Annotated in this window: 24 protein-coding genes; 10 read left to right on the forward strand and 14 right to left on the reverse strand. The window is 63.7% G+C overall.

Annotated features, from left to right (window positions below; genetic code table 11):
* Positions 1-635: 635 nt before the first annotated feature.
* A complete protein-coding gene (locus AC04SG_RS11240; RefSeq protein WP_488551070.1) occupies positions 636-1586 on the reverse strand; it encodes a DUF1127 domain-containing protein in 951 nt (316 codons plus the stop codon).
* Between the two features lie 195 nt (positions 1587-1781).
* On the opposite strand from AC04SG_RS11240, the gene AC04SG_RS11245 reads away from it, so the two are divergent.
* Positions 1782-3764 (forward strand): BTAD domain-containing putative transcriptional regulator, encoded by a 1983-nt coding sequence (locus AC04SG_RS11245; protein WP_488551071.1) that lies wholly within the window; start codon positions 1782-1784, stop codon positions 3762-3764.
* Here the strand turns inward: AC04SG_RS11245 and AC04SG_RS11250 are convergent.
* The 4 genes from AC04SG_RS11250 to AC04SG_RS11265 all read right to left on the reverse strand — a co-directional run bounded on the left by AC04SG_RS11250 (position 3756) and on the right by AC04SG_RS11265 (position 6941).
* Positions 3756-4184 (reverse strand): DUF1284 domain-containing protein, encoded by a 429-nt coding sequence (locus tag AC04SG_RS11250; RefSeq protein WP_488551072.1) that lies wholly within the window; start codon positions 4182-4184, stop codon positions 3756-3758. The genes AC04SG_RS11245 and AC04SG_RS11250 overlap by 9 nt on opposite strands.
* Positions 4185-4190: 6 nt before the next feature.
* The gene (locus tag AC04SG_RS11255) at positions 4191-4790 is read right to left on the reverse strand and encodes a biotin transporter BioY (protein WP_488551073.1); all 600 of its coding nucleotides are present in this window, start codon (positions 4788-4790) and stop codon (positions 4191-4193) included.
* 377 nt (positions 4791-5167) lie between these two features.
* Entirely contained in the window at positions 5168-5836 is a 669-nt protein-coding gene (locus tag AC04SG_RS11260) for a GntR family transcriptional regulator (RefSeq protein ID WP_488551074.1), read from the reverse strand.
* Positions 5837-5924: 88 nt separating this feature from the next.
* Positions 5925-6941, reverse strand: coding sequence for a polyprenyl synthetase family protein (locus tag AC04SG_RS11265; RefSeq protein WP_192256836.1), 1017 nt, complete (start codon positions 6939-6941; stop codon positions 5925-5927).
* A gap of 199 nt (positions 6942-7140) precedes the next feature.
* Between AC04SG_RS11265 and AC04SG_RS11270 the strand changes: the two genes are divergently transcribed.
* The 7 genes from AC04SG_RS11270 (at position 7141) to AC04SG_RS11300 (ending at position 11477) form a co-directional block, all read left to right on the forward strand.
* Entirely contained in the window at positions 7141-7365 is a 225-nt protein-coding gene (locus AC04SG_RS11270) for a putative signal transducing protein (RefSeq protein ID WP_488551075.1), read from the forward strand.
* Complete coding sequence (locus AC04SG_RS11275; RefSeq protein WP_488551076.1) at positions 7365-8159, forward strand: tRNA1(Val) (adenine(37)-N6)-methyltransferase; 795 nt, start codon at positions 7365-7367, stop codon at positions 8157-8159. Before AC04SG_RS11270 ends, AC04SG_RS11275 begins: the two co-directional genes overlap by 1 nt.
* Positions 8160-8337: 178 nt before the next feature.
* Positions 8338-9195, forward strand: coding sequence for a S49 family peptidase (locus AC04SG_RS11280; RefSeq protein WP_488551077.1), 858 nt, complete (start codon positions 8338-8340; stop codon positions 9193-9195).
* A 72-nt stretch (positions 9196-9267) separates the two neighbouring features.
* The gene (locus AC04SG_RS11285; RefSeq protein WP_112567004.1) at positions 9268-9453 is read left to right on the forward strand and encodes a hypothetical protein; all 186 of its coding nucleotides are present in this window, start codon (positions 9268-9270) and stop codon (positions 9451-9453) included.
* A gap of 26 nt (positions 9454-9479) precedes the next feature.
* Positions 9480-10373: a 4-(cytidine 5'-diphospho)-2-C-methyl-D-erythritol kinase gene (locus tag AC04SG_RS11290; RefSeq protein WP_488551078.1), complete on the forward strand. Its 894-nt coding sequence runs from the start codon at positions 9480-9482 to the stop codon at positions 10371-10373.
* A complete protein-coding gene (gene moaB / locus AC04SG_RS11295; RefSeq protein WP_488551079.1) occupies positions 10360-10914 on the forward strand; it encodes a molybdenum cofactor biosynthesis protein B in 555 nt (184 codons plus the stop codon). Before AC04SG_RS11290 ends, moaB begins: the two co-directional genes overlap by 14 nt.
* A gap of 128 nt (positions 10915-11042) precedes the next feature.
* Positions 11043-11477 carry a GFA family protein gene (locus tag AC04SG_RS11300; protein ID WP_488551080.1) on the forward strand — a complete coding sequence of 145 codons (435 nt, stop codon included), beginning with the start codon at positions 11043-11045 and terminating at the stop codon, positions 11475-11477.
* Here AC04SG_RS11300 and AC04SG_RS11305 read toward each other — a convergent pair.
* Both AC04SG_RS11305 and AC04SG_RS11310 read right to left on the reverse strand, forming a co-directional pair.
* On the reverse strand, positions 11467-12441 hold the full coding sequence (locus tag AC04SG_RS11305; protein ID WP_488551081.1) for a hypothetical protein: 975 nt from the start codon (positions 12439-12441) through the stop codon (positions 11467-11469). The genes AC04SG_RS11300 and AC04SG_RS11305 overlap by 11 nt on opposite strands.
* 208 nt (positions 12442-12649) lie before the next feature.
* Positions 12650-13153, reverse strand: a complete 504-nt coding sequence (locus AC04SG_RS11310) for a glycosyltransferase (protein ID WP_488551082.1) — start codon at positions 13151-13153, stop codon at positions 12650-12652.
* A 150-nt stretch (positions 13154-13303) separates the two neighbouring features.
* Here AC04SG_RS11310 and AC04SG_RS11315 point away from each other — a divergent pair, with 150 nt between their 5' ends.
* Positions 13304-14458 carry a PA0069 family radical SAM protein gene (locus tag AC04SG_RS11315; RefSeq protein WP_181058382.1) on the forward strand — a complete coding sequence of 385 codons (1155 nt, stop codon included), beginning with the start codon at positions 13304-13306 and terminating at the stop codon, positions 14456-14458.
* 151 nt (positions 14459-14609) lie between these two features.
* Entirely contained in the window at positions 14610-15305 is a 696-nt protein-coding gene (gene rnhB / locus AC04SG_RS11320; RefSeq protein ID WP_488551083.1) for a ribonuclease HII, read from the forward strand.
* Between the two features lie 252 nt (positions 15306-15557).
* Here the strand turns inward: rnhB and AC04SG_RS11325 are convergent, their stop codons facing one another.
* The 7 genes from AC04SG_RS11325 to AC04SG_RS11355 form a co-directional block, all read right to left on the reverse strand.
* Positions 15558-16049, reverse strand: a complete 492-nt coding sequence (locus tag AC04SG_RS11325; protein WP_477342289.1) for a F0F1 ATP synthase subunit B — start codon at positions 16047-16049, stop codon at positions 15558-15560.
* Between the two features lie 10 nt (positions 16050-16059).
* Positions 16060-16659 carry a F0F1 ATP synthase subunit B gene (locus AC04SG_RS11330; RefSeq protein WP_488551084.1) on the reverse strand — a complete coding sequence of 200 codons (600 nt, stop codon included), beginning with the start codon at positions 16657-16659 and terminating at the stop codon, positions 16060-16062.
* Between the two features lie 65 nt (positions 16660-16724).
* On the reverse strand, positions 16725-16949 hold the full coding sequence (locus AC04SG_RS11335; protein WP_006206606.1) for a F0F1 ATP synthase subunit C: 225 nt from the start codon (positions 16947-16949) through the stop codon (positions 16725-16727).
* A 67-nt stretch (positions 16950-17016) separates the two neighbouring features.
* Positions 17017-17775 carry a F0F1 ATP synthase subunit A gene (locus AC04SG_RS11340; RefSeq protein ID WP_454573732.1) on the reverse strand — a complete coding sequence of 253 codons (759 nt, stop codon included), beginning with the start codon at positions 17773-17775 and terminating at the stop codon, positions 17017-17019.
* 62 nt (positions 17776-17837) lie between these two features.
* Positions 17838-18230 (reverse strand): AtpZ/AtpI family protein, encoded by a 393-nt coding sequence (locus AC04SG_RS11345; RefSeq protein ID WP_112567037.1) that lies wholly within the window; start codon positions 18228-18230, stop codon positions 17838-17840.
* A gap of 264 nt (positions 18231-18494) precedes the next feature.
* Positions 18495-19679, reverse strand: a complete 1185-nt coding sequence (locus AC04SG_RS11350; RefSeq protein WP_488551085.1) for a cell wall hydrolase — start codon at positions 19677-19679, stop codon at positions 18495-18497.
* Between the two features lie 137 nt (positions 19680-19816).
* Entirely contained in the window at positions 19817-21130 is a 1314-nt protein-coding gene (locus AC04SG_RS11355) for an MFS transporter (protein ID WP_488551086.1), read from the reverse strand.
* Positions 21131-21138 lie beyond the last annotated feature (8 nt).

Consider the following 21138-nt stretch of genomic DNA (forward strand, 5'->3'; position numbering starts at 1 on the left):
GTTTTCCGGACAAAGCATGGCCTTTTTGGGGTCAAGCTGCAATCCAGGCCGAATCACAATCGGGTCATGCGATAATAAGCCATCCCGCGATGTAATAGCGGATGGTTCCGGATGTCGCAGCTAGCCGGTTCGGTGCCCTTGGCGGAACAGCACTCGCAAAGGCCGTATGTCGGCCTCAGGTGGGGGCCGGCCCAGAATTCGAGTTGCCGGCTGTTACCGCCGAGAGTTTACCACGCCTGCAAAGCGTCGGCTTCGAATAGGTTTTCTTCATTGCGATGTCCCACGTTCGATAATTGATCGTTAGAAACGGTAATTTATCCAGAACTTCCCGGTCGAAAATTTCGCCCCAAGGCAGGATGCGCGTTGACCCCTCAGTTCAGCGACAGATCAAACCAGTGATAGCATCGAAACCACAATGACCGTGTATCATCTCTCGAACAAATTGATACCCCGTACCGGCATTGCACGTACGAGTGCGATGACTGTTGTGCTTCACGTTGCGGCAAAACAGCCGCCGCGCTTTCGAGACGGCTTCCCAGCCTGATCGCGGCGGGGTGTTCGACGCAGCGACCAAAGCCCGCTGGCCTGAGCCAGCGGGCCGGAGGTTCAAGATAAACCGAGTGCGGCGAGCGCGATCATTCCCAGCCGCGACAGACCAGGTAGCTGTACCGCCAGAAACGCAAGCCGGTCATTGTCCATTTCCAGAATTCGTAGCTGCAACCACCATGGTCCGAGGCAACGATTGTCACGCCACCGGGCAGCCAGGAATTGTGGTTGTGATGGCCATGATGGTGACCGTGATGGCCGTCATCAGGCTTCCCGGGTACGCAGCCGATGACCTTGCATGGAAGTTTTGTATCCTTGTTCAGGATTGGCTTCTTTGCCTTGCAGCCAAAGGCGTGGCAGCCGATTTTCGCATTCTTTGGATTGAGGCCCAGATTGCGAGCCTCGACCGACACCTTGCCGCGGGGTGCCGCGTGCAGGATTTTTGGACCGTCCATCGCTGTTTCATGGCGCTTCATCACGTGGGAGAAGTTGTGATTCGCGCCCTGGATTTTCTGGCCGGCATGGGCATCGGCGGAGATCGCCACAGCACCGGCAATTGCGGCGAGCACCACCATGAAGCCAGTAAGCCAGCGGCGTTTCGTGAACATGGAGCGTATCGGCGACACGCCGTCCGCAGGCGCGGCCAATGCCTGCTTTGCAGGGTGCGTTGTGCCGCTATCGCCGGACACGGCGGGCCGATCGAACATATTCACGACCATTTCGAGGGTGAAATCCTGGTACGGGATTGTTTTTTCATGGTCGTCATCGCTGCCGGCACGATGGGTTTCCACGGGGGTGATGACCCTTGGCCGATGGCCGGAGGTGACGGCGCCGACAATGTCGGACCGGCCCAGGCCGATGTCGGTGAGTTGCTGGTCACTGAAGCCGTCGAGTATGCGAATGTCGTGCAGCGCGATGGCACGACGCGTCTGCAATTCGGCACGCGCTTCCGCCACCGATCTCAACCATCCACCCAAGCGATAAAGACCGCCCGGCGCGGCAGCTTGGGCGCTATATGATTTCATGATATCCGTACTCATCGTAATCTCCATTCCTTGCTGGCGATCACCGTGATCGCGATGGGCGCCATATCGGGGACGGACGGGAAGCCAGCGTTCGCGGAGCGTGAAATCTTCGGGAAATCGCCGCGAAAAGGGGAAACGCCGGTGGAGGCGAAGGGCTCGGCATCTGACGCGAGCGGGCCACCCGTTGCAGCCGGGCCGCACGATCTCCGCTTGCTCGGGGGCTTCGAGTTGCGCAGCAAGAGCGGACAGCCGGTCGAATTGCCGACGCGCAAATGCGAATTGCTGCTGGCCTATCTGGCCATGCCCGCCGGGCGCCCTCACGGGCGCGACAAGCTTGCCGCGCTGTTTTGGGGCGAGCGCAACGAGGAACAGGCGCGCGGCAGCCTCAGAAAGGCGCTGTCGTCGCTGCGCAGCGCACTCGGGCCGCAAGCGCTTGTCGGGGACCGCGACTCGGTCGTTCTCGACCCGGCGACAGTTGCCGTCGATGCCGACCAGCTTGCAGCCCTTGCCGGCAATCCCGCTGATATGAAAGACAGCGGCCCGTTTGTCTGGAGCTATGGCGAGTTTCTGGAGAGCCGCCCCACCGCAAGCGCCGATTTCTCAGATTGGCTGACATTCGAGCGGACGCGGTGCCGCAATCTCGCCCAGACGGTGCTCGAGCGGATCGCCATCAGGCTGGTGGATGCAGGGAACCTGTCCGAGGCCCAAGCAGCAGGTCAGCGATTGCTGGCGATCGACAATCTGCGCGAGGAAAGCCACAGGCTGTTGATGCGGCTCCATGCCAAGGCAGGCGAACGGTCGCGCGCACTGGCGCAGTTTCAGGATTGCCGCGACCTGCTCAAGCGCGAGCTCGGTGTCGAACCTTCGCCGGAAACTGTCAGGCTGTCGCGTGAAATCGCTTCAGACGAAGTGGCCGCGACGGACGAAATCGCCCGTACGGCGGATGCGCCCGCACCCAAGGCAAGCGACGGGGCGGTTTTTGCGACGACATGGCCGACCGAGCGACCGCGCGGACATTCGATTGCGGTGCTGTCCTTCGCCAGCAAGAGCGGTGACGAGCAAGACTTCCTGGCAAGCGGCCTGTCGCAGGACATCATCACCGAGCTGTCGCGTCAGAAGGACTTTCTCGTCATCGCGCCGCAATCGACTTTTGACTACGGAAAAGGAGCCGTCGAGGCGCGAGTCGCGGCAAGCGAACTCGATGTCCGTTACGTGCTTACCGGTGGCGTGCGCCGCGCCGGCAATCAACTCCGCGTTGCGGTACAGCTGCTCGACACCTCCGGTGACCGCTGCGTGTGGGCCGAGCGCTATGATCGTGCGGCCGAAGACGTCTTCGACGTGCAGGACGAAGTGGTGTCGCGCATCATCGCCAATGTCGATGCCGAAGTGCGGGCTGCTGAACGGGAACGGGCGGCGCGTAAACGGCCGGAGAACCTCGACGTCTGGGAAATGTTTCATCGCGGCATGTGGCACGCCTTCCGGTTCACGCGAAGCGACAACGCGCAGGCGCAGACGCATTTTCGACGCGCGCTGGAGCTGGAACCAGGTTTCGGCCTGCCGCATGCCGGCCTCGCCTATGTTTGTTTCGCGGCCGTAACCTGGCATTTCGCCGAGGATGTCAAAACGACTTTGGCAGCTGGAATTCATGAGGCCGAAGCGGCGATCGCGTTCGACGGGAGCGACGCATTCAGCCATGTTGTGCTCGGCCGCCTGTTGACGCTCACCGGCGACCAGGAACGGGCCGTGCGCCATCTGTCGAAAGCGATCGATCTCAGCCCGAGTTTCGCGCAAGCCTATTTCGGCATGGCGCAGCTTCATTTCTGGGCGGGCAGACCTGGCGAGGCTTTGCAATACGTCGATCAGGCAATGCGGCTGAACCCCAGGGATCCATTGGGCTCAATGTTCATGACGCTGCAATCGTTCAGTCACTATTGGCTGAACGATTTTGCAGCTGCCGAAATGGCTGCGCGGCGTGCAACCGCGCTGCATGCGCGCGAGACCTGGTCGAGGCTGGCGCTGGCCGTTTCCCTGGTTGCACTGGGTCGAACCAAGGAAGCGGCAGCGGCGATTGCGGAAGCGCGGTTGATGGACGCCGCGCTTACACTGACCTCGTTCGACGCAATTGTCGGACGGGTGCCGGCAGATCTTCGCGAGCGGGTTTATTCGAATCTGAGGCAGGCGGGGTTAAATTGAACGTTGCACACGCGTATCCTGATAGCCACTCTCTGCTATCGTGCTGCACAGGCCGGCCCACTCGCAGCCCTGGCAGGCCTCACGCGTTACGCCGGTTGAAAAGGCCGCGCGCAGGCTCGCAAGCGTTGCCGCGTCGAGGCTGAAGCGGGCGCCGGCCTGGATCGGCCGGGCCAGCAGTTTGCCAACATCGCGTGCCGCCAACTCGTCCCGGCCGGCGGCGCTTTCCCCCGAACAGTGGGATTCGGCCTCGCCGAGCATCGGCTGGCAGATGTCGTCTGGGCCGGAGACGATCAGAACATCCTCGCCCCGGCCAAGACGTTTCGCGATCGCGTCATAATTGGCGATGAAAGCTGCGCTGTACCCGTTGCCGACATAGGTCAGCAGGCAAAGCAGATGATGGGAGCGCAGTCTGACGGTCATCGGTCTTTATGATGCCTTCCCAGCCGGTTCGGTCTTATTGCCGGAGAAGAGCTTGAGTGTCGCGGCGCCGAGCGCCGACTTCAGCAGACTGCCGACAAGGAAGGGCAGGAAGCCGAAGGTGATGGCCTGTTCGAGGCCGATCATGACGGCGAGCCAGGCCGTGCCGAGAACCAGGCAGGCGAGATTGCCGAGGACCATGGCGGCGAAAGCAAGCATTACCCGGTTGCCGTTCCAGCCGCGCTCGGCCAGCCAGCCGACGAGCGCGCCGACAAGCGGGAAGGCGAAGAGATAACCGCCCGTTGGTCCGACGAAATGCGACGCACCCGCAGCCCCTCCGGCCAGGACCGGAAAGCCTACGGCGCCCTCGACGAGCCAGGCCGCAATGGTCATGGCGCCAAGCCGCCAGCCATAGAGCGCGCCGATCAGCGTCACCGCGAAGGTCTGCATGGTTACCGGGACCGGCACCATCGGCACTTCGATGTAGGACGACAGCGCCAGAAACAGCGTGCCGAGGACGACGGCTCCGACCTGCCAGCCAAGCGAGCGGGTCTGCAGGCGCAACGGGCTGAAGGAGGGCTTGGCGGGCGAAAAAGCGATGTCGGTCATGGCGGCTTCCCTGGCTGGTTTCAAATTATAGATAATTTTGTTGTTCGATCTATTATCGAATCCATATTTGCGCGGGGATGGCAACCCCTCGCCCTGAAAAAGGCTGGGTCTTGAGCGCCGAGATGAAGGACATTGGAAGGGCTGGCGGGACAGCACCCCCCTCTGGCCTGCCGGCCATCTCCCCCGCAAGGAGGGAGATCGGCAGCTTTGCCGGCGACGCTTTTTCCTGCAACGTCGACGATTAGCGAAACCGGGGGCGACATCCAATCTCCCCCCTTGCGGGGGAGATGTCCGGCAGGACAGAGGGGGGTGTGCAGGATCGCAACGCGCGGGCTCGTCAACGAAGCCGACGACTCGTCTGTAGCCCTATACCGCCCCTAGCCGACGATGGCGAAGGCTTCGCGCATCTTGCCGGAGGCGGTCTTGACCGGTTTCTGGCCGATCCACTGCACGTGCCGGCCAAGGGTGGCAGTGGCCGATTCGATGTTGCCTTGCCTGAGTGCGCTGAGAATTGCGCGGTGATCCTGGTCGGTGCGGATTTCCCATTCCGAGCGCCAGGCGGCGAACAGGAAGCGCGCGCTTGCCGCATGCAAATCGTCGATGGTGGCGATGAGCCGCGGCATGCCGCAGGGCGCCAGGATCAGCCGGTGGAAAGTGCGGTTGGCCTCCTCCCAGGAGCGGACATCGCGGGATTTGTCGCCGGCTTTTGTGGCTTCTTCGGCAAGGTTGAGAATGGCCGCCGTCAGGTGCGGCGCGGCGTTGCGCAGCGCCAGAACTTCGAGTGCGGCCCGCATTTCGGCGACTTCCCTGACCTCGCCGAGGTCGAAAGCAGCGACGCGCACGCCTCGCCTGGGCTCGCCGATCGCCAGCCCTTGCGCCTCCAGGCGCCGGAAGGCCTCGCGCACCGGGACATGGCTGGTCTGGAATTCCTCGGCGATGTGATCCTGCCGCAACCGCGTGCCCGGTTCGATCGCGCCCGATATGATGCGGTCGGCCAGCACCTTGCTGATGCGCACGGCTATGGTGTCGTCTGCGGTCTTTGCCATGTTTTATAGATAATTTGCGACATGCCGCTTTGTCGAGCCGGCCGCTGTGCGATTTCGCGGCAAAATCGCTCGGCGCGCCAGGCGCCGGTCAGTTCACCCGGCTGATGCAGAAGTCGATGACGTCGATCAGCGCCGATTTCTGCGGCGTCGCTTCCAGCGGCGCCAGCGCGTCGCGGGCGATCTCGCCGAAATGGCGGGCTCGCCCGATCGTGTCGGCAATCGCGCCATGGCGGGTCATCAGGCCGATCGCCTTTTCCAGCCCGGCATCGTCGGTGACATTGTCCTCGATGGCGCGCTTCCAGAAGGTACGTTCGGCCTTGGTGCCGCGCCGGTAGGCGAGGATCACCGGCAGCGTCACCTTGCCCTCGCGGAAATCGTCGCCGACATTCTTGCCCAGCTCCAGACTGGAGCCGCCATAATCCAGCGCATCGTCGATGAGCTGGAAGGCAAGGCCGAGATTCATGCCGTAGGAGCGTAGTGCGGCGCGATCGTTGCGCGTCGCCAGCGCGATGACTGGGCCAACCTCGGCGGCGGCCGAGAACAGTGCGGCGGTCTTGGCTTTGATGACGGCGAAATGCTCGTCCTCGGTGGTGTCGAGGTTCTTGGCGGCGGCCAGTTGCATCACCTCGCCCTCGGCGATGATCGAGGCGGCGCTGGACAGGATGTCGAGCGCTTCGAGCGAGCCGACATCGACCATCATGCGGAAAGCCTGGCCGAGCAGGAAATCGCCGACCAGCACGCTGGCCTGGTTGCCCCAGATCATGCGCGCCGTCTTCTTGCCGCGGCGCATGCCGCTCTCGTCGACGACATCGTCATGGAGCAGCGTGGCGGTGTGCATGAACTCGACCGAGGTGGCGAGCTTGACGTGGCCTTCTCCAGAATAGCCGAACATCTGGGCGGCGGCGAGCGTGAGCATGGGACGCAGCCTTTTGCCACCCGACGAGATCAGATGGTTGGCGACCTCCGGAATCATCTCGACGTCGGAGCCGGCCTTGGACAGGATCAATTCGTTGACGCGGCCCATATCGGCTGATGTCAGCTCGATGAGATCCTTGATGGAAGCGGGTTCCCGCTTCCCGTTTTCGATGTTGAGAACGACACCCACCAACAAACACTCCCGTCTTGATCACGTGTGCGACGGCACCCTGGTCCCTGCAAGGACTCTAGGGCGGCACATACCGGCACGGCAAGAGGCGAATTGGCGCGGCTGCGGTGACGGCGTGTCAACCCCGAAAACCGCTTCATACTTTTCGGCACCATGCTCCAGCGTTTACATCAACGATGCAACCTGCGAACTTCGTCCGATGATAGAACTCGTCCGCACCAACGATGCCGTGATCATCTCCTTTGTCGAATCGCTGATGCGCGATGCCGGGATTGCCTGCTTCGTCGCCGATCGGAATATGAGCATTCTCGAAGGGTCGATCGGTCTTTTGCAGAAGCGCGTCATGGTCGACGCCGACCAGGCCGATCAGGCGCGGCGTATTCTGAAAGACGCCGGCATCGAGAACGAAATCCGCCAGAAATAATGGCTGAAGCGAGCGCCCTCGCCGGTGACACGCCGGCCCACACGGTCGATGCCTTCCATCGCGGCCGCTTCTGGCTGGTGCAGCCCACGACCGGCCATCGCGCCGGCATGGACGCCATGATGCTGGCGGCGGCGGTGCCGTCCGCCTTTGCCGGGCGGCTTGCCGATTTCGGCGCCGGCGCGGGTGCCGCGGGCCTGGCCGTGCTGTCTCGCTGCCCAGCGGCTGAGGTCGTGCTTGTCGAACGCTCGACCGAGATGGCGGGGTTCGCCGCGACGACACTCGCCCATCCCGGCAATGCGCATCTCGGCAACCGCGCCTCGGTGCTGACAGCCGATGTCACGCTGTCGGGCCGGGCGCGCACGCAGGCCGGCCTTGCCGACAATTCCTTCGACTTCGTCATCATGAACCCGCCCTTCAACGGGGCGCAAGACCGCGCCACGCCCGATCCGCTGCGCCGGCAGGCGCATGTGATGGAAGACGGGCTGTTCGAGAACTGGATCAGAAGTGCGGCCGCGGTGGTCAGGCCGCGCGGCGGCCTGGCCGTTATTGCGCGGCCCGAACAGCTCGGCGACCTCCTCGATGCGATGTCGGGCCGCTTCGGCGACGCCGAGATGCTGGCCGTCCACCCACGCCCGGAAGCAGCAGCGATCCGCATTGTCGTGCGGGCAGCACTCGGCGCGCGTGGAAAACTGTCGATCCGCCCGCCTTTGATGCTGCATACCAAGACGGGCGACGGCCCGTCGGAACGGACCGAGATGATCAACAACGGACTGGCATCGCTGTTCAGCGATTGATTTGGGGCTGAGCATGCCGTTGCCGCAAAGCGGCAGCGCGACATGCATTCGCCCCAAAACCGCGGCATTGCCGTTGGCCAGCAAATCCCTACATGCCCAGAGCAACATCCGCGCCGCCCGAGGAATTTCTTCCAAAACTGATCTATCTTGCTCTTTTGCCACTGGAGACAGCCACCTCGTGAAACGCTTTTTCAACCGCCTGCTGCCGAAATCCTGGCGCTCCAGTGTCGTCACCATTCCCGTCATCAGGCTGCACGGCACCATCATGCCCGGCGGCGGCCAGTTCCGGCCGAGCCTGTCGCTCGCCTCCACGGCCGCCCTTATCGAAAAGGCGTTCCTGTTCGACGCGCCGGCCGTCGCCATCTCGATCAATTCGCCCGGCGGCTCGCCGGTGCAGTCTCGGCTGATCTTCAAGCGCATCCGTGATCTCGCCGTCGAGAAGAACAAAAAGGTGCTGGTCTTCGTCGAGGATGTGGCGGCCTCGGGCGGCTACATGATCGCGGTTGCAGGCGACGAGATTTTTGCCGATCCGTCCTCCATCGTCGGATCGATCGGCGTCGTCTCGGCCTCGTTCGGTTTTCCCGAGCTCATGAAGAAGATCGGCATCGAGCGCCGCGTCCACACCGCCGGTCAGAACAAGGCGGTACTCGATCCGTTCAAACCGGAGAAGAAGGAAGATATCGAGCGCCTGAAGGCGCTGCAGCTCGAAGTGCACGAGACCTTCATCGACCTGGTCAAGGAGCGCCGCGGCACCAAGCTGAAGGACGATCCGGACCTGTTCACCGGCCTGTTCTGGACCGGCAAGAAGGGGCTGGAGCTTGGCCTTGTCGATGCGTTGAACGATATGCGAACCGTGCTCAAGACCCGTTTCGGGGCGAAAACCCAGCTTCGGCTGATCACGGCCCCGCGCGGCCTGTTCGGCCGCATCGGCCTGTTCGGCTCGAACTTTTCGGCGCCCGATATTGCTGCCGCTGCGGCCAGCGGCATGATCGATGCGGCGGAAGAGCGCGCATTATGGGCGCGCTTCGGGCTTTGAAAAAGCGGGGAAAGCGTCTAGCATGAGGGCTTGACAGTCTGCCTTGCCGCCTTGCGAGGGAGGAGTTTTGAGATGCCGCAGATCATTTTCTTCGCGATTGTCGGCGCCGCCGCCTATTTCGGCTACCGCACCTTCATCCGCGAGGCCGAGCGCGTGACGGCCAAGGTGCGGCGCACCGAAAAGCAGGCGGCCAACGGCGCCAACGGCACGCTGGTCAAGGATCCCAAGACCGGCGAATACCGCCTGGCCAAGGACTGAGCATCATCCCGTCAACAGCCGACACTGTGGATGCCGCAGCCCGGACATGGCTGGCGCCTGCCAAGATAAATCTGGCGCTGCATGTCACCGGCAGGCGTGCCGACGGCTATCATCTGCTCGACAGCCTGGTCGTTTTCACCCGCTTCGGGGACAGGGTCGAGATCGAACCTGCCGACAGCGACCGGTTCTCCGCAGCGGGCCGCTACGCGACTTCTGTGCCGATAGACGACAGCAATCTGGTGGTGAGGGCGCGCGAGGCGCTGCGCAGCCGGGCAGGCCAGCGGAGCACGCCGCCGGTTGCCATCCGGCTGGAAAAGAACCTGCCGGTCGCCTCCGGCGTCGGCGGCGGTTCGAGTGACGCCGCGGCGGTGCTGCGCGGTCTCGTCCGGGCCTGGGAACTCGACATCGGCGAGGCCGAACTGGTGCGGATTGGTCTTACGCTCGGCGCCGATGTGCCGATGTGTCTTTCCGCAAAACCGCTTGTCGCGCGCGGTGTCGGCGACGAGCTGTCACTGGTGCCGGATTTTCCGGCACTCGCTTTGGTGCTGGTCAATCCCGGCGTCGCCGTTTCCACGCCCGACGTGTTCAACGCACTTGGGAAGCGGGACAATGAAGGGCTGCCTCCGCTGCCGCGCGGCTTCGACTTCCACAGTATGCGCAACTGGCTGGAGATGACCCGCAACGATCTTGAGGCCCCGGCGCAGGCGATCCAGCCTCCCATCGGCAGAGCGCTTTCCCTCCTGAACCGGGCCGGATCCGGATTTTCGCGCATGTCGGGATCCGGCGCGACATGTTTCGGGCTGTTCGAGACCGGCAATGTCGCCAAGCGCGCCGCCGCCGAGATCCGCAGCCGCGAACCGGACTGGTTCGTCGCCGCGACGCGCAGCATCGCATCGGAGGGAATTGATGGCCAGACTTGACGAGAGCCGCCCGTTCATCCCGGTGCGCATCGCGGTGCTGACGGTTTCCGATACGCGCAGCCTTGCCGACGACAAGTCAGGCCAGACATTGGCCGATCGCATCACCGAGGCCGGCCATGTCCTCGCCGCGCGCGACATCGTCACCGACGATCGTGAAAAGATCCGCGATACGGTCCTGGCATGGTCCCGGGACAAGGAGATCGATGTCGTCATCACCACCGGCGGTACCGGCTTCACCGGCCGCGACGTGACGCCGGACGCGCTGGAGCCGATCTTCGAAAAGCGCATGGACGGCTTTTCCGAAGTGTTTCATCGCATTTCCTACGACAAGATCGGCACCTCCACCGTCCAGAGCCGGGCGACCGGCGGCGTCGTCAACGCCACCTTCGTCTTCGTGCTGCCGGGCTCGCCCGGCGCCTGCAAGGACGCCTGGGACGGCATCTTGAAGCCGCAGCTCGACTACCGCCACATGCCCTGCAACTTCGTCGAGATCATGCCGCGCCTGGACGAGCATTTGCGCCGCGGCAAGGCCGGCTCGTAAAGCAAGGCGGATAGCGGTTCAGCGCTGCCTTTGTCAGGCGGAATGGCAGCTACGCCTTCGAGAGGTCATTTCCTGCGAGTTGCCTAAGGCGTAGTCTGCGGCCAAGTCACTCAAGGCGGAATGATCCGATGAGAACGTATCGCGGCGGCTGCCATTGCGGCGCCATCCACCTGACATTCGAAACTGGCATCGAACCATCCGACATGGAGATCCGCGCCTGCCAATGCGCTTTCTGTGTCCGGCATGGCTCGCGCGCTGCCGCCGACCCGCAGGGACGATTGATCGTCTCCGTCGAGGATGAAGCCCGACTGCACCGATACCGCTTTGGATTGCGCACCGCCGACTATCTCATCTGCCGCAACTGCGGCGTCTATGTCGCGGCAGTGACCACCGATGGTGGCGACCCCAGGGCGATCGTCATCGTCAATGCGCTGGACGAACGGCCGCGGTTCAGCCGCGAGCCGGTCCCAATGGACTATGATGCCGAAGACCGCGAGGGCCGCATCGCCCGGCGGCAGGCGCGCTGGATGCCGGTGGAGATTCGGTTGGGCGTCAGCGGATGACCGGTTCGCCGTGGAAGCGGCGGCGCGAGGGCGGCGACACACCGAATCCGACCTCCATCATCAGCCGTGGCGTGCGTGACGGCACGGTGCCCATGTGGAAGCCGAACGGGTCCTCGACAAAGCCGAGACCTGCCTCGCCGGTCAGCGTGAGCGGACTATCGTCGCCATAGACCTTGAGCACCTCTTCCGCCGGATGGCCGACCAGCAGCGTCAGCTGGTGCTTGAGGCTGCGCCTGTTGTGGCTGCCCCTGACATAGACATGCGGGCCCGTGCCGGCATCGCAGGGCTTCAGATAGAAGAAGAATTTCAGCATCCGCCAATCGTCGAGATCGAAATGGTATTTGCCGAGGGAGGCGAGGTTCTTGTCGGCATCGGAGGCCTCGCCGGTCGGAAAGCTCCACCAGACGCGCGTCGTGATCAGCTTTGCCTGCCCGCCGAGATAGTGCTGGGCGATGTCGAGCAGAAGCGGATCGCTCTGGATGGCGAGTGCCGCCTTGCAGCCGAGGATGCGCTCGAAATAGTGGCCGCTGAGCAAGGAACGGCCGAAACGCTTCTCTGCCTCGCCATGATCCCCAGGCATGAATTCGAGCCGGCGATCGAAATTGCCGAAGCATGGCGTGCTTTGCGCGAAGCTGGCGATCTCCTCATGGATCGCCTGCGGCAGCACCAGGCCTGAGAACAACCCATCGCTGCGCAGCGTTTCGACGATCGAGTTGAGCTCGACGCCCTTGAACATCGTAGCTCCGACACTCTGCGCCGGGCGCGCGGCTTTGGCGCCCAGCCAGTGCAGCTTGCGCGCCGGCATGGTGCGGGCAAGCATGAACATTGGCAGCCAGGCTGGGTTCTCGCGCATATCCTTGAGATAGGTCGGGATCCGCACAGCGATGCGGCGGAGCAGGCTGCCATTGCGGGCGATGGCTTCCAGGCTGGCTGCGCCGGATTTGTCAGGGGTCGAAAGGTTCATCGGGGTCCTCAGGTATGAACGGAAGCCGATACAGCGTCGGTTGCTCACCGCTCCGGCAATACCCAAACCCAATTGTCCCGCACTGAGGGGAATGCTACCCCCGCGTCATATTTTGTGCAATGCACAACAGACAACGCACCTGCAAAATTCACGCGGGCTAATGAATGGGCAAAGCTTCGGGCGCCCGCGAACGGCCGAGCAAAGCACCTCACTTCGGCGGCGCCATCCAGATCTCGGCATTGAGCCTCTTCGTCGCCAGGCCGCGAGCGATGGCCTCGGCGCTACGGGCGCTTTTCGCCAGGGACGAAGCCTGCCGCTTGCTGATGACCAGCCCTTCGGACAGCGCCCGGTTGCCCGAAAACACCCGCGCCAGGAACGGTGTGCGGCTGCCGCGCGAACGGGAAAAGCGCGCCGGCATGGTTTGCCGCGCCGTGTGGGCGACAACGTCATCGGTCCAGCCTTCCGAAAGCCGCGCGCCAGGTTCCAGAAACAGCAGCCAGTCGCCTTTCGCCTGCCGGATCCCGGCTGCAATGCCGCCGGCGACGAAGTGGCAGCCGGCGTGTTCGGCAACCCGATGCGTCTGGTCGGTCGAGCCGGTGTCGCAGACGATGACGTCGCGCACCACGCCCTCGACCGCGCCGCCGATCAGCGAGGCGAGCGTGCGGGCAAGGCCCTCTTCGTCATCTCGGGTTTCGATAAGAACGCTGAGCATATTTAGCCGAATAGCGGAAAGCCTGGCGCAGCGCCAGTTTTGCATTGCACAACAAAAAAGTTCTTGCTTTGTTCTCATCGGCAAAATAGGATTATTTTCATGAACAGACCGAATCGACAGCCGGCCGACAGTCCCTGGGAGAGGGCGAAAATGGAACATATCGTGCGTGCGGACATTGCAGCCTTCGGGGCAGGAAGAGCCGAGATGGCCAATGCCATGATCGAACAGAGCGGCATGCGCGTCCGTCCGGACCGTAACCGCGGCCGTTCGGCCGGCATCAATCCATCCGGTCGCTTCGAGCCCGTCAGCCGGCATGTGTTCGACGATGGCTGGAATTCGCTGGAGGAACTGCCGCCGTTCAAGACCGAGGTGCAGGTCGAGAAGCCGCGCACCATCATCACCCGCAACGAATCGCCCGACATTTCCTTCGACCGTTCGATCAACCCCTATCGCGGCTGCGAGCATGGCTGCGTCTATTGCTTTGCGCGGCCGACCCATTCCTTCATGGGCCTGTCGCCGGGGCTGGACTTCGAATCGAAGCTGTTTGCCAAGCCGGATGCGGCGCGGCTGCTCGACAAGGAACTGTCGAAGGACGGCTACCAGCCGCGCACCATCGCCATCGGCACCAACACCGATCCCTACCAGCCGATCGAAAAGCAATACCGGATCATGCGCGAGATCCTCGAAGTGCTGGAGGCGCGCGGCCATCCGGTCGGCATCGTCACCAAATCCCATCTGGTGACGCGCGACATCGACATATTGTCGCGCATGGCCGAACGCGGACTGGCCAAGGTGGCGCTGTCGGTGACGACGATGGACCGCATGCTGGCGCGCACCATGGAGCCGCGCGCGTCAACGCCGACCAAGCGGCTGGAGGCAATAAGGCAGCTTTCGGATGCAGGCATTCCGGCCTCGGTCATGGTGGCGCCGATCATCCCCGGCCTGACCGACCAGGAGATGGAACGCATCCTCGATTCGGCCCGTGCCGCCGGCGCCCGCGAGGCCGGCTATGTCATCCTGCGCCTGCCGCTCGAGGTGGCGCCGATCTTCAAGGACTGGCTGCTGCGCCACTATCCCGACCGCTACCGGCATGTGATGTCGCTGATCCGTTCGATGCGCGACGGCAAGGATTACGATTCGGAATGGGGCAAGCGCATGAAAGGCGCCGGACCCTATGCCTGGCAGATCGGCCGGCGCTTCGAGATCACTGCCAAGCGGCTCGGCCTCAATGCCGAGCGGCGGACGCTCAGAACCGATCATTTTGTCGCAGCCGCCAATGCAACCGAGCAACTGATGCTGCTCTGAAACCGTCGCCTGCCTGCTCTAGTGGCTGGCAGGAAACAAGAATCCCGTCCGGCCTGTCCCCCGGCCTGCAGACGGTGCCCTCCCGGTCTTGCCCCACCGGACCCTGGAGGGACTTGCGGAGAATCGGAGCCGATGCGAACCTCGCCGCAACATGGCTCGCGCGCGTTCCGATTCTCCGCTTCTTTTCGAAATCGTCGAGAAGCCCGACTTCTCCTTCGAGACGAAGGCGATGGCCGAAGGGCTGTGGCCTGTGGCAGGCATGGATGAGGCCGGCCGCGGTCCGCTCGCCGGGCCGGTGGTGGCGGCAGCCGTGATCCTCGATCCCGCCAACATTCCCGACGGCCTCGACGATTCCAAACGCCTCAATCATCTGCAGCGCGAGGCGCTGTTCCTGAAAATCCTCGGCTCCGCGCTCGGCGTATCGATGGCCTCGGTGAGCGCCGAAGGCATCGACGGCAGCAACATCCTCAAGGCGAGCCTGGAGGCGATGCGCCGGGCGCTTGCCGGCCTGCCGATCCAGGCGAAGCTGGCGCTGGCCGACGGCCGCGACGTGCCGCCGGGTCTCCTTTGCGAGGGCCGCGCGCTGATCAAGGGCGACCAGCGCTCGCAGTCGATCGCCGCCGCCTCGATCGTCGCCAAGGTGATGCGCGACCGCATGATGTGCGGTTGCGGCAGCCACCACGAGCGCTACGGGTTCGAAGTCCATATGGGCTACGCCACGGTGCGGCATCGCACGGCGATCGAAGCGCATGGCCCGGTGGCAAGGCTGCACCGCGCGTCGTTCGCGCCGTTCAGGCTCGGTGGGATTGAGGTGGTGGAAGAAGAGGGTTTTGCCGGCTTGGAATGAAGGTAATCTCCCCCCTTGAGGGGGAGATGTCGCCAGAGGCGACAGAGGGGGTCGGTCCGACCGGGCGCGACGCCATTTTCAGCGAAGAAGGCCAGCGCTTGACGAGCGGCGACCCCCTCTGGCCTGCCGGCCATCTCCCCCTCGAGGGGGGAGATTACGCGCACAACCGCCTTCGCCAATCTCCATCGCCGCGCTCAACAAAAAAGCCGCCAGGTTGCCCGGGCGGCTTCATGCTTGCGGCTTCAACCCCGCTCAGTTCAACTTGGCTTTCACGTCCTGCAGCGCGGACTTGAACAGGTCGGCTCCGGCCTTGGCATCGACCTTGGCCGCAAGCAGCGTGCGGGCTGCCTCGACGGCGATGTCGACGGCGCTGGCGCGTACCTCGGCGACTGCCTCGCGCTCGGCCTGGCCGATCTTTTGCTCGGCAAGCGCGGTGCGCCTGACAACATAGTCCTCGGTCTTCTTGTGCGCTTCGGCGGCAAGCATGTCTGCCTCGCGCTTGGCGGCGGCGACGATTGCCGCGGCCTCCTGCTCGGCTTCCTTGCGCTTCTTCTGGTACTGGCCGAGCAGCTGCTGGGCCTCTTCGCGCAGCTTGCGGGCTTCATCAAGCTCGTTGCTGATCTTGGCGGCACGGGCGTCGAGCGCCTTGGCCATGAGCCCCGGTACCTTGATGTAGACGGCGATGCCGAGGAAAATGATAAGGGCGACGGTGGCCCAGAGCGTCGCGAGTGATGTGGCGTCCATGATGTGCTCCTCAGCGGGCCACGGATTTGACGGCCGCCGCGATCTCGGCCTTGCCGGTCTTGCCGCCGACAAGCGCTTCGACGATGGCCGAAGCGGTGTCCTCGGCGATCGTGCCGACTTCCTTCATGGCGTTGGCCTTGATGGAAGCAATGCTGGCCTCGGCCTCGCCGAGCTTCTTGTCGAGCGCGGCCTCGACCTTCTTGCGGGCAGCTTCGGCTTCGGCCTTGGCTGCGTCGTTGGCCTGCTGGCCGATCGTATTGGCCTTGGCCTTGGCTTCCGCCAGTTCCTGCTCGTAAGCAGCAACGGCAGCGTCAGCCTCGCCCTTCAGCCTGGCGGCCTGGTCGAGGTCCTGCGTGATGCGATCGCTGCGCACGTCGAGGATGTCGCCGAGGCGCGGCATCACCACCTTCTTCAGGAACAGGTAGAACAGACCGAACGTGATCGCCAGCCACAGAAGCTGCGACGGGAACGTCGCCGGATCAAATGGCGGGAACATGCCGTGCGCCTCAGCCGGCACGCCGGTGCCGGAATGCGTGTCGCCTTCCGTGCCGGTGTGGGCGCCTTCGGTGGCAGGTGCGGACTCTTGCGCAAAGGCAGATGTCACGAACATGGACTATCCCCTGATATCAGGCATGGCCGCAGGGTAGCGGCCGCCTGTCCAATCTTCTCGAGTGCTCAGCCGAACAGGGCGAGAAGCGCGATCAGAAGCGAGAAAATGCCCAGAGCTTCGGTCACGGCGAAGCCGAAAATCAGGCGGCCGAACTGGCCATCGGCGGCCGACGGATTGCGCAGCGCGCCCGCCAGGTAGCTGCCGAAGATGTTGCCGAGGCCAATGCCCGCGCCGCCCATGCCGAGGCAAGCGATGCCGGCGCCGATGTACTTTGCTGCTTCTGCGTCCATTTCAAAACTCCTTTGGATCTGTAATTCCGTTGCAATTCCATCCGGCGAAGATGCCGGAAACTCTCGATTAGTGCCCGGGATGCAGGGCGTCGTTCAGATACATGCAGGTCAGCACGGCAAAGACGTAGGCCTGCAGGAAGGCGACCAGCAATTCAAGGGCGGTCAGCGCGACTGCCATGGCCAGCGGCAGCACCGAACCGGCGACGCCGACGGCGCCCAGCGCGCTGAGGCTGACGACAAAGCCCGAAAACACCTTCAGCGTGATGTGGCCGGCCAGCATGTTGGCGAACAGACGAACCGAAAGGCTGACCGGGCGCGAGACGAAAGAAATCACTTCGATCAGCACCACCAGCGGCAGCAGGAAGACCGGAACGCCGTGCGGCACAAATAGCTTAAGGAAACCCAGGCCGTGCTTCATGAAACCGTAGACAACCACGGTTCCGATCACCAGGGCGGCGAGGCCGAAGGTGACGATGATGTGGCTGGTGACGGTGAAGAAGTAGGGGAAAAGGCCAAGCAGGTTGGCGACAAGGACAAACATGAACAGCGAGAACACGAAGGGGAAGAACTTCATCCCTTGCGTTCCGGCGGCGTCGCGCAGCATGTTGGAAACGAACTCGTAGCCCATTTCCGAGACCGACTGCAGGCGCCCGGGAATAAGGCTACGGCTCGAGGTAGAGAGGTAAAGAAACGCCGATGCGACGAGCACGGTCGCGACCATGAACAGAGCCGAATTGGTGAAGGACAGGTCATAGCCGCCGATGTTGATCGGAATCAGCTTGACGATATGGAACTGGTGGATCGGATCGACCTTGTCAGCAGCCATTTACATCCCCGTCAAAGCCGCGAACGGCCTCAGTGTCCTTATGCGCCATTAACGGCGCCAGTTCATTCTTTCGGATCGCGCGACTTCTCGCTTTTTCCGAATTCCGCCACAACACCTGCCGAACGCAGGACATTGAGCACGCCGGCGCCAAAGCCCAGCAACAAGCCGACGACCAGACCCCATGGCGAGGTTCCCGCCACACGATCCAGAAACCAGCCAAGGCCCACACCCACCACTATCCCGGCGATGAACTCGCTGGACAGTTTGAGCGCCTGGCCATATCCGGCCGTCGCCTTCGCGCCGTCATTCCCCTCTAGCCGATCCGGCCGTCTTGTCGCAAGCGATGCTCCAAGCTCGCGCCGGCGGCGCTCGAGTTCTTCGTCGCGGATGTCGGCTTCATGCTTGCTGCCGCGGCCGGTTTCTCCGGTTCCGTGTGGCCCATTCTTGTCGGCCATCGAACCCCCCTGCCCGGTCAGACCGTTACCGTCCGTCCGCTTCTAAAGTCGCCGGCAACATAGTTAGAGGGTCCGCGCCCGTCAAGCCACGGGCGGGACTTCAAAGTCATGTATTTTTTCTAATGAAATCAATCTCTTGCCGAGGTGCGACATCGTGCCCGGCACTATGGGGTCGGCACATGCCCCGAATCCGTCCGGCGACCGGCGTCCGATTTCGGCGCCCCGGGGCTTTTGCGGCTCGTAACAGACGGCAGCCCGAAGGGCTCAGCTCCAGCCGCCGCCATAGGTGCGGTAGAAGATATGCAGGCCGATCTTGGTCATCTTCTCCATCGTGCGGGCCCAACCCGGATGGACATAGTTGGCGTAGTAGTGCGTCGATGAGCCGACTTCCGGAATGAAGATCTTGCCGGCGGTGACCGCCATGGCGACATCCTGCGCCACCTTGTAGTTGGCGGGGCTCTCGATGCGCTTCTTGCGGCCGTCGCAGGCGAAGGAGAACTGGCAGCGGTTCAGCCAGTTGTCGTTCTGGTAGACGACGCCGCAGATCGAATTCGGATAGGCCGGATTGCGGACGCGGTTGAGGATGACCTGCGCGACGGCGGCCTGGCCGCGCACGGATTCGCCGCGCGCCTCGAAATAGATCCCGTTGGCAAGGCAGGCCTGCTCTTTCTTGGAGAAGACGCTGGCCGGCAACGGGTTCTGGATCCACGAGTGATCGCCCTTGGCCATCGGCGGAATGAAGCGCCCGCTGTTCGGCTCCTCGTCCTGCAGCAACGCCTCGAAGGGCGAGGCCTTGGCGTAGTCGGGTTCGGCCTGGGCATAGGCGGTGGCCAGCACGTCCGGCTTGTCATTGTTGACGAGGGCGGCAAGCATGGCCGGCACGCCGGGATCGGGCTTCTTGTCCACATTGGTATGGAAGGCCTGGGCGATCTGGATTTCCTTGCCCTTGATGCCGGGCTTGGCGAAGGCCAGTTTCAGACCGCTGTCCATGCTCGGCCGCAGCAGCGAAGAGGTGCGCTGGAAGATCGAGCCGGCATTGAAATTCTTCGGCGGCGCCACCGGCGAGACCTGGATGATGCGGCCCTTCTTGTCGGCGCGCATGATGCGGTCCTCGTCGGGCGTGACGCCGGCGACATTGCCCTTGCCGCGAAACGAGACCTTGCCGACGCCGGGCAGGCGCACGCCCGAGCCCGAGAGCGAACCGGTGGTGACGGAATCGATGAAAGGCATTTCAGCGGCATGGACCGAACCGGCGACGGAGCGCTCGACATAGGAATTCCAGCGGCTGCCCGATGCTTCGAGGCCGGAAATCAGGCTGCCCATGTCCTGGTAGGCGACGACGGTTGGAAAGCCGATCCAGATGCCGAGCCCGATGACCAATGGCGATACGAACGAACGTTTTTTCTCACCGGCGGCGGCAGCCAGCCGCTTCAAGACACGTCGATGCACGGGGAACTCTCCAGAAACGCCACTGAGCCACTGGAGGCCAAAATGAAGCATTAACCTTGATGCGGGGTTAACGTTAACGATGGTGTTTTTTCAAACTGCTCCGGAATGGAACGCCGTTCGCGGGTCCGTCAAAGTGGTCAGTTCGGCCGCAGCCAGATCGGCCAGGCGATGAGTGCGCAGAGCGCTCCGACCAGCCAGACGCCTGGCCACGACCAGACGAGCAGCAATGCCGGAATGGCCGTCGGCACCACGAAGAAGGCGATGAAGACGAAGCTGTTGGCAAGCCCGAGCGCGGTTCCCGCGCGGCTGGCGCCGGCCAGCGTGGCGAGCTCGGTGTAGGCGACGCCATGCCAGGCCGAGACCGAGATGCCGGCAACGACCAGCAGCACCGCGATCGCCGGCATCAGCGCGGCGTACGCGCCCGGCGTGGCTCCTGCCGCCAGGACCAGCAGGCCGAGAGCCGCAAAGCCAAGCGCGCTCGTCATGCTGCAGAGGCGCAGGAACCAGCGGCGGTTGCCGTGGCGGTCGGTGAAGCGGCCGCTCCAGACGCGCATGACCATGGCGCCGGTCTGGACAGTGGCAAGGCTGGCGCTGATCGTCAGCGTGCCCATGCCGGCGAAATCGTGCAGGAAGACGGAGGCGAAGGTCAGCACCGCCACCTGCGGAAAGCAAAGCAGGCCGATCGCGGTGGCGATGCGCCAGACCTCGACATTGCGCAGCGGCGCCGGGCCGGCCGGCTTTGTCGTCGCAATGCCTCCGGCATTGTCGATCTCCGGGTCGACCTCCGGCGGCTGGTGCAGCCAGGCCCAGGCCAACAGCGCCGAGACAGCGTTCACGGCGGCCAGCAGCCCGAAGACTGCCGCGAAGCCATGGGCTGAGGCCAGCGACGGCAGGACCAGCGCGCCGAGCCCGCCGCCGAGCGGCACCGCCGTCTGCCTGATGCTCATCGCAAAACCACGCTCGCCCTCATGGAACCAGGCCATGATGGCGCGGCCGCTAGAACCGTTGACGCTGCCGCCGAGCAGGCCGGTGGCCAGAAGGCATGCGGCCAGCATGGCAACGCCAGGCACATAGGTCGCCGACGGCACGATGAAAAACGCCATCAGCGCGAGCCACGCCGCGGTCGCGCCCAAACCGGTCAACAGCACGCCGCGATCGCCCCAGCGGTCGGTGAGCAGGCCCCAGGGCAGTTCGCTCAAGGCGACGCCCAGGCCGAGAAGGCCGAGGACGAGGCCGAGATTGCCGTTGGAGAGCTGATAGCCCGAACGCAGAAACACCGCTGCCGCCGGTATGCCGGCGAAGGTGGCGGAGAAACTGGCATTGGCGGCAACGCCGATGCCGAGCACCTTCCAGCGATGATTGGCGCGAAATCGTTCGGCCTTCGAAATGGCGGTGACGGCGGCTGCTCGACCAACCCGGCGTAGCTCACAATTTGCGTCGGCAATCGACATGGCGGAAC

Source organism: Mesorhizobium sp. CNPSo 4684, from assembly GCF_057784315.1.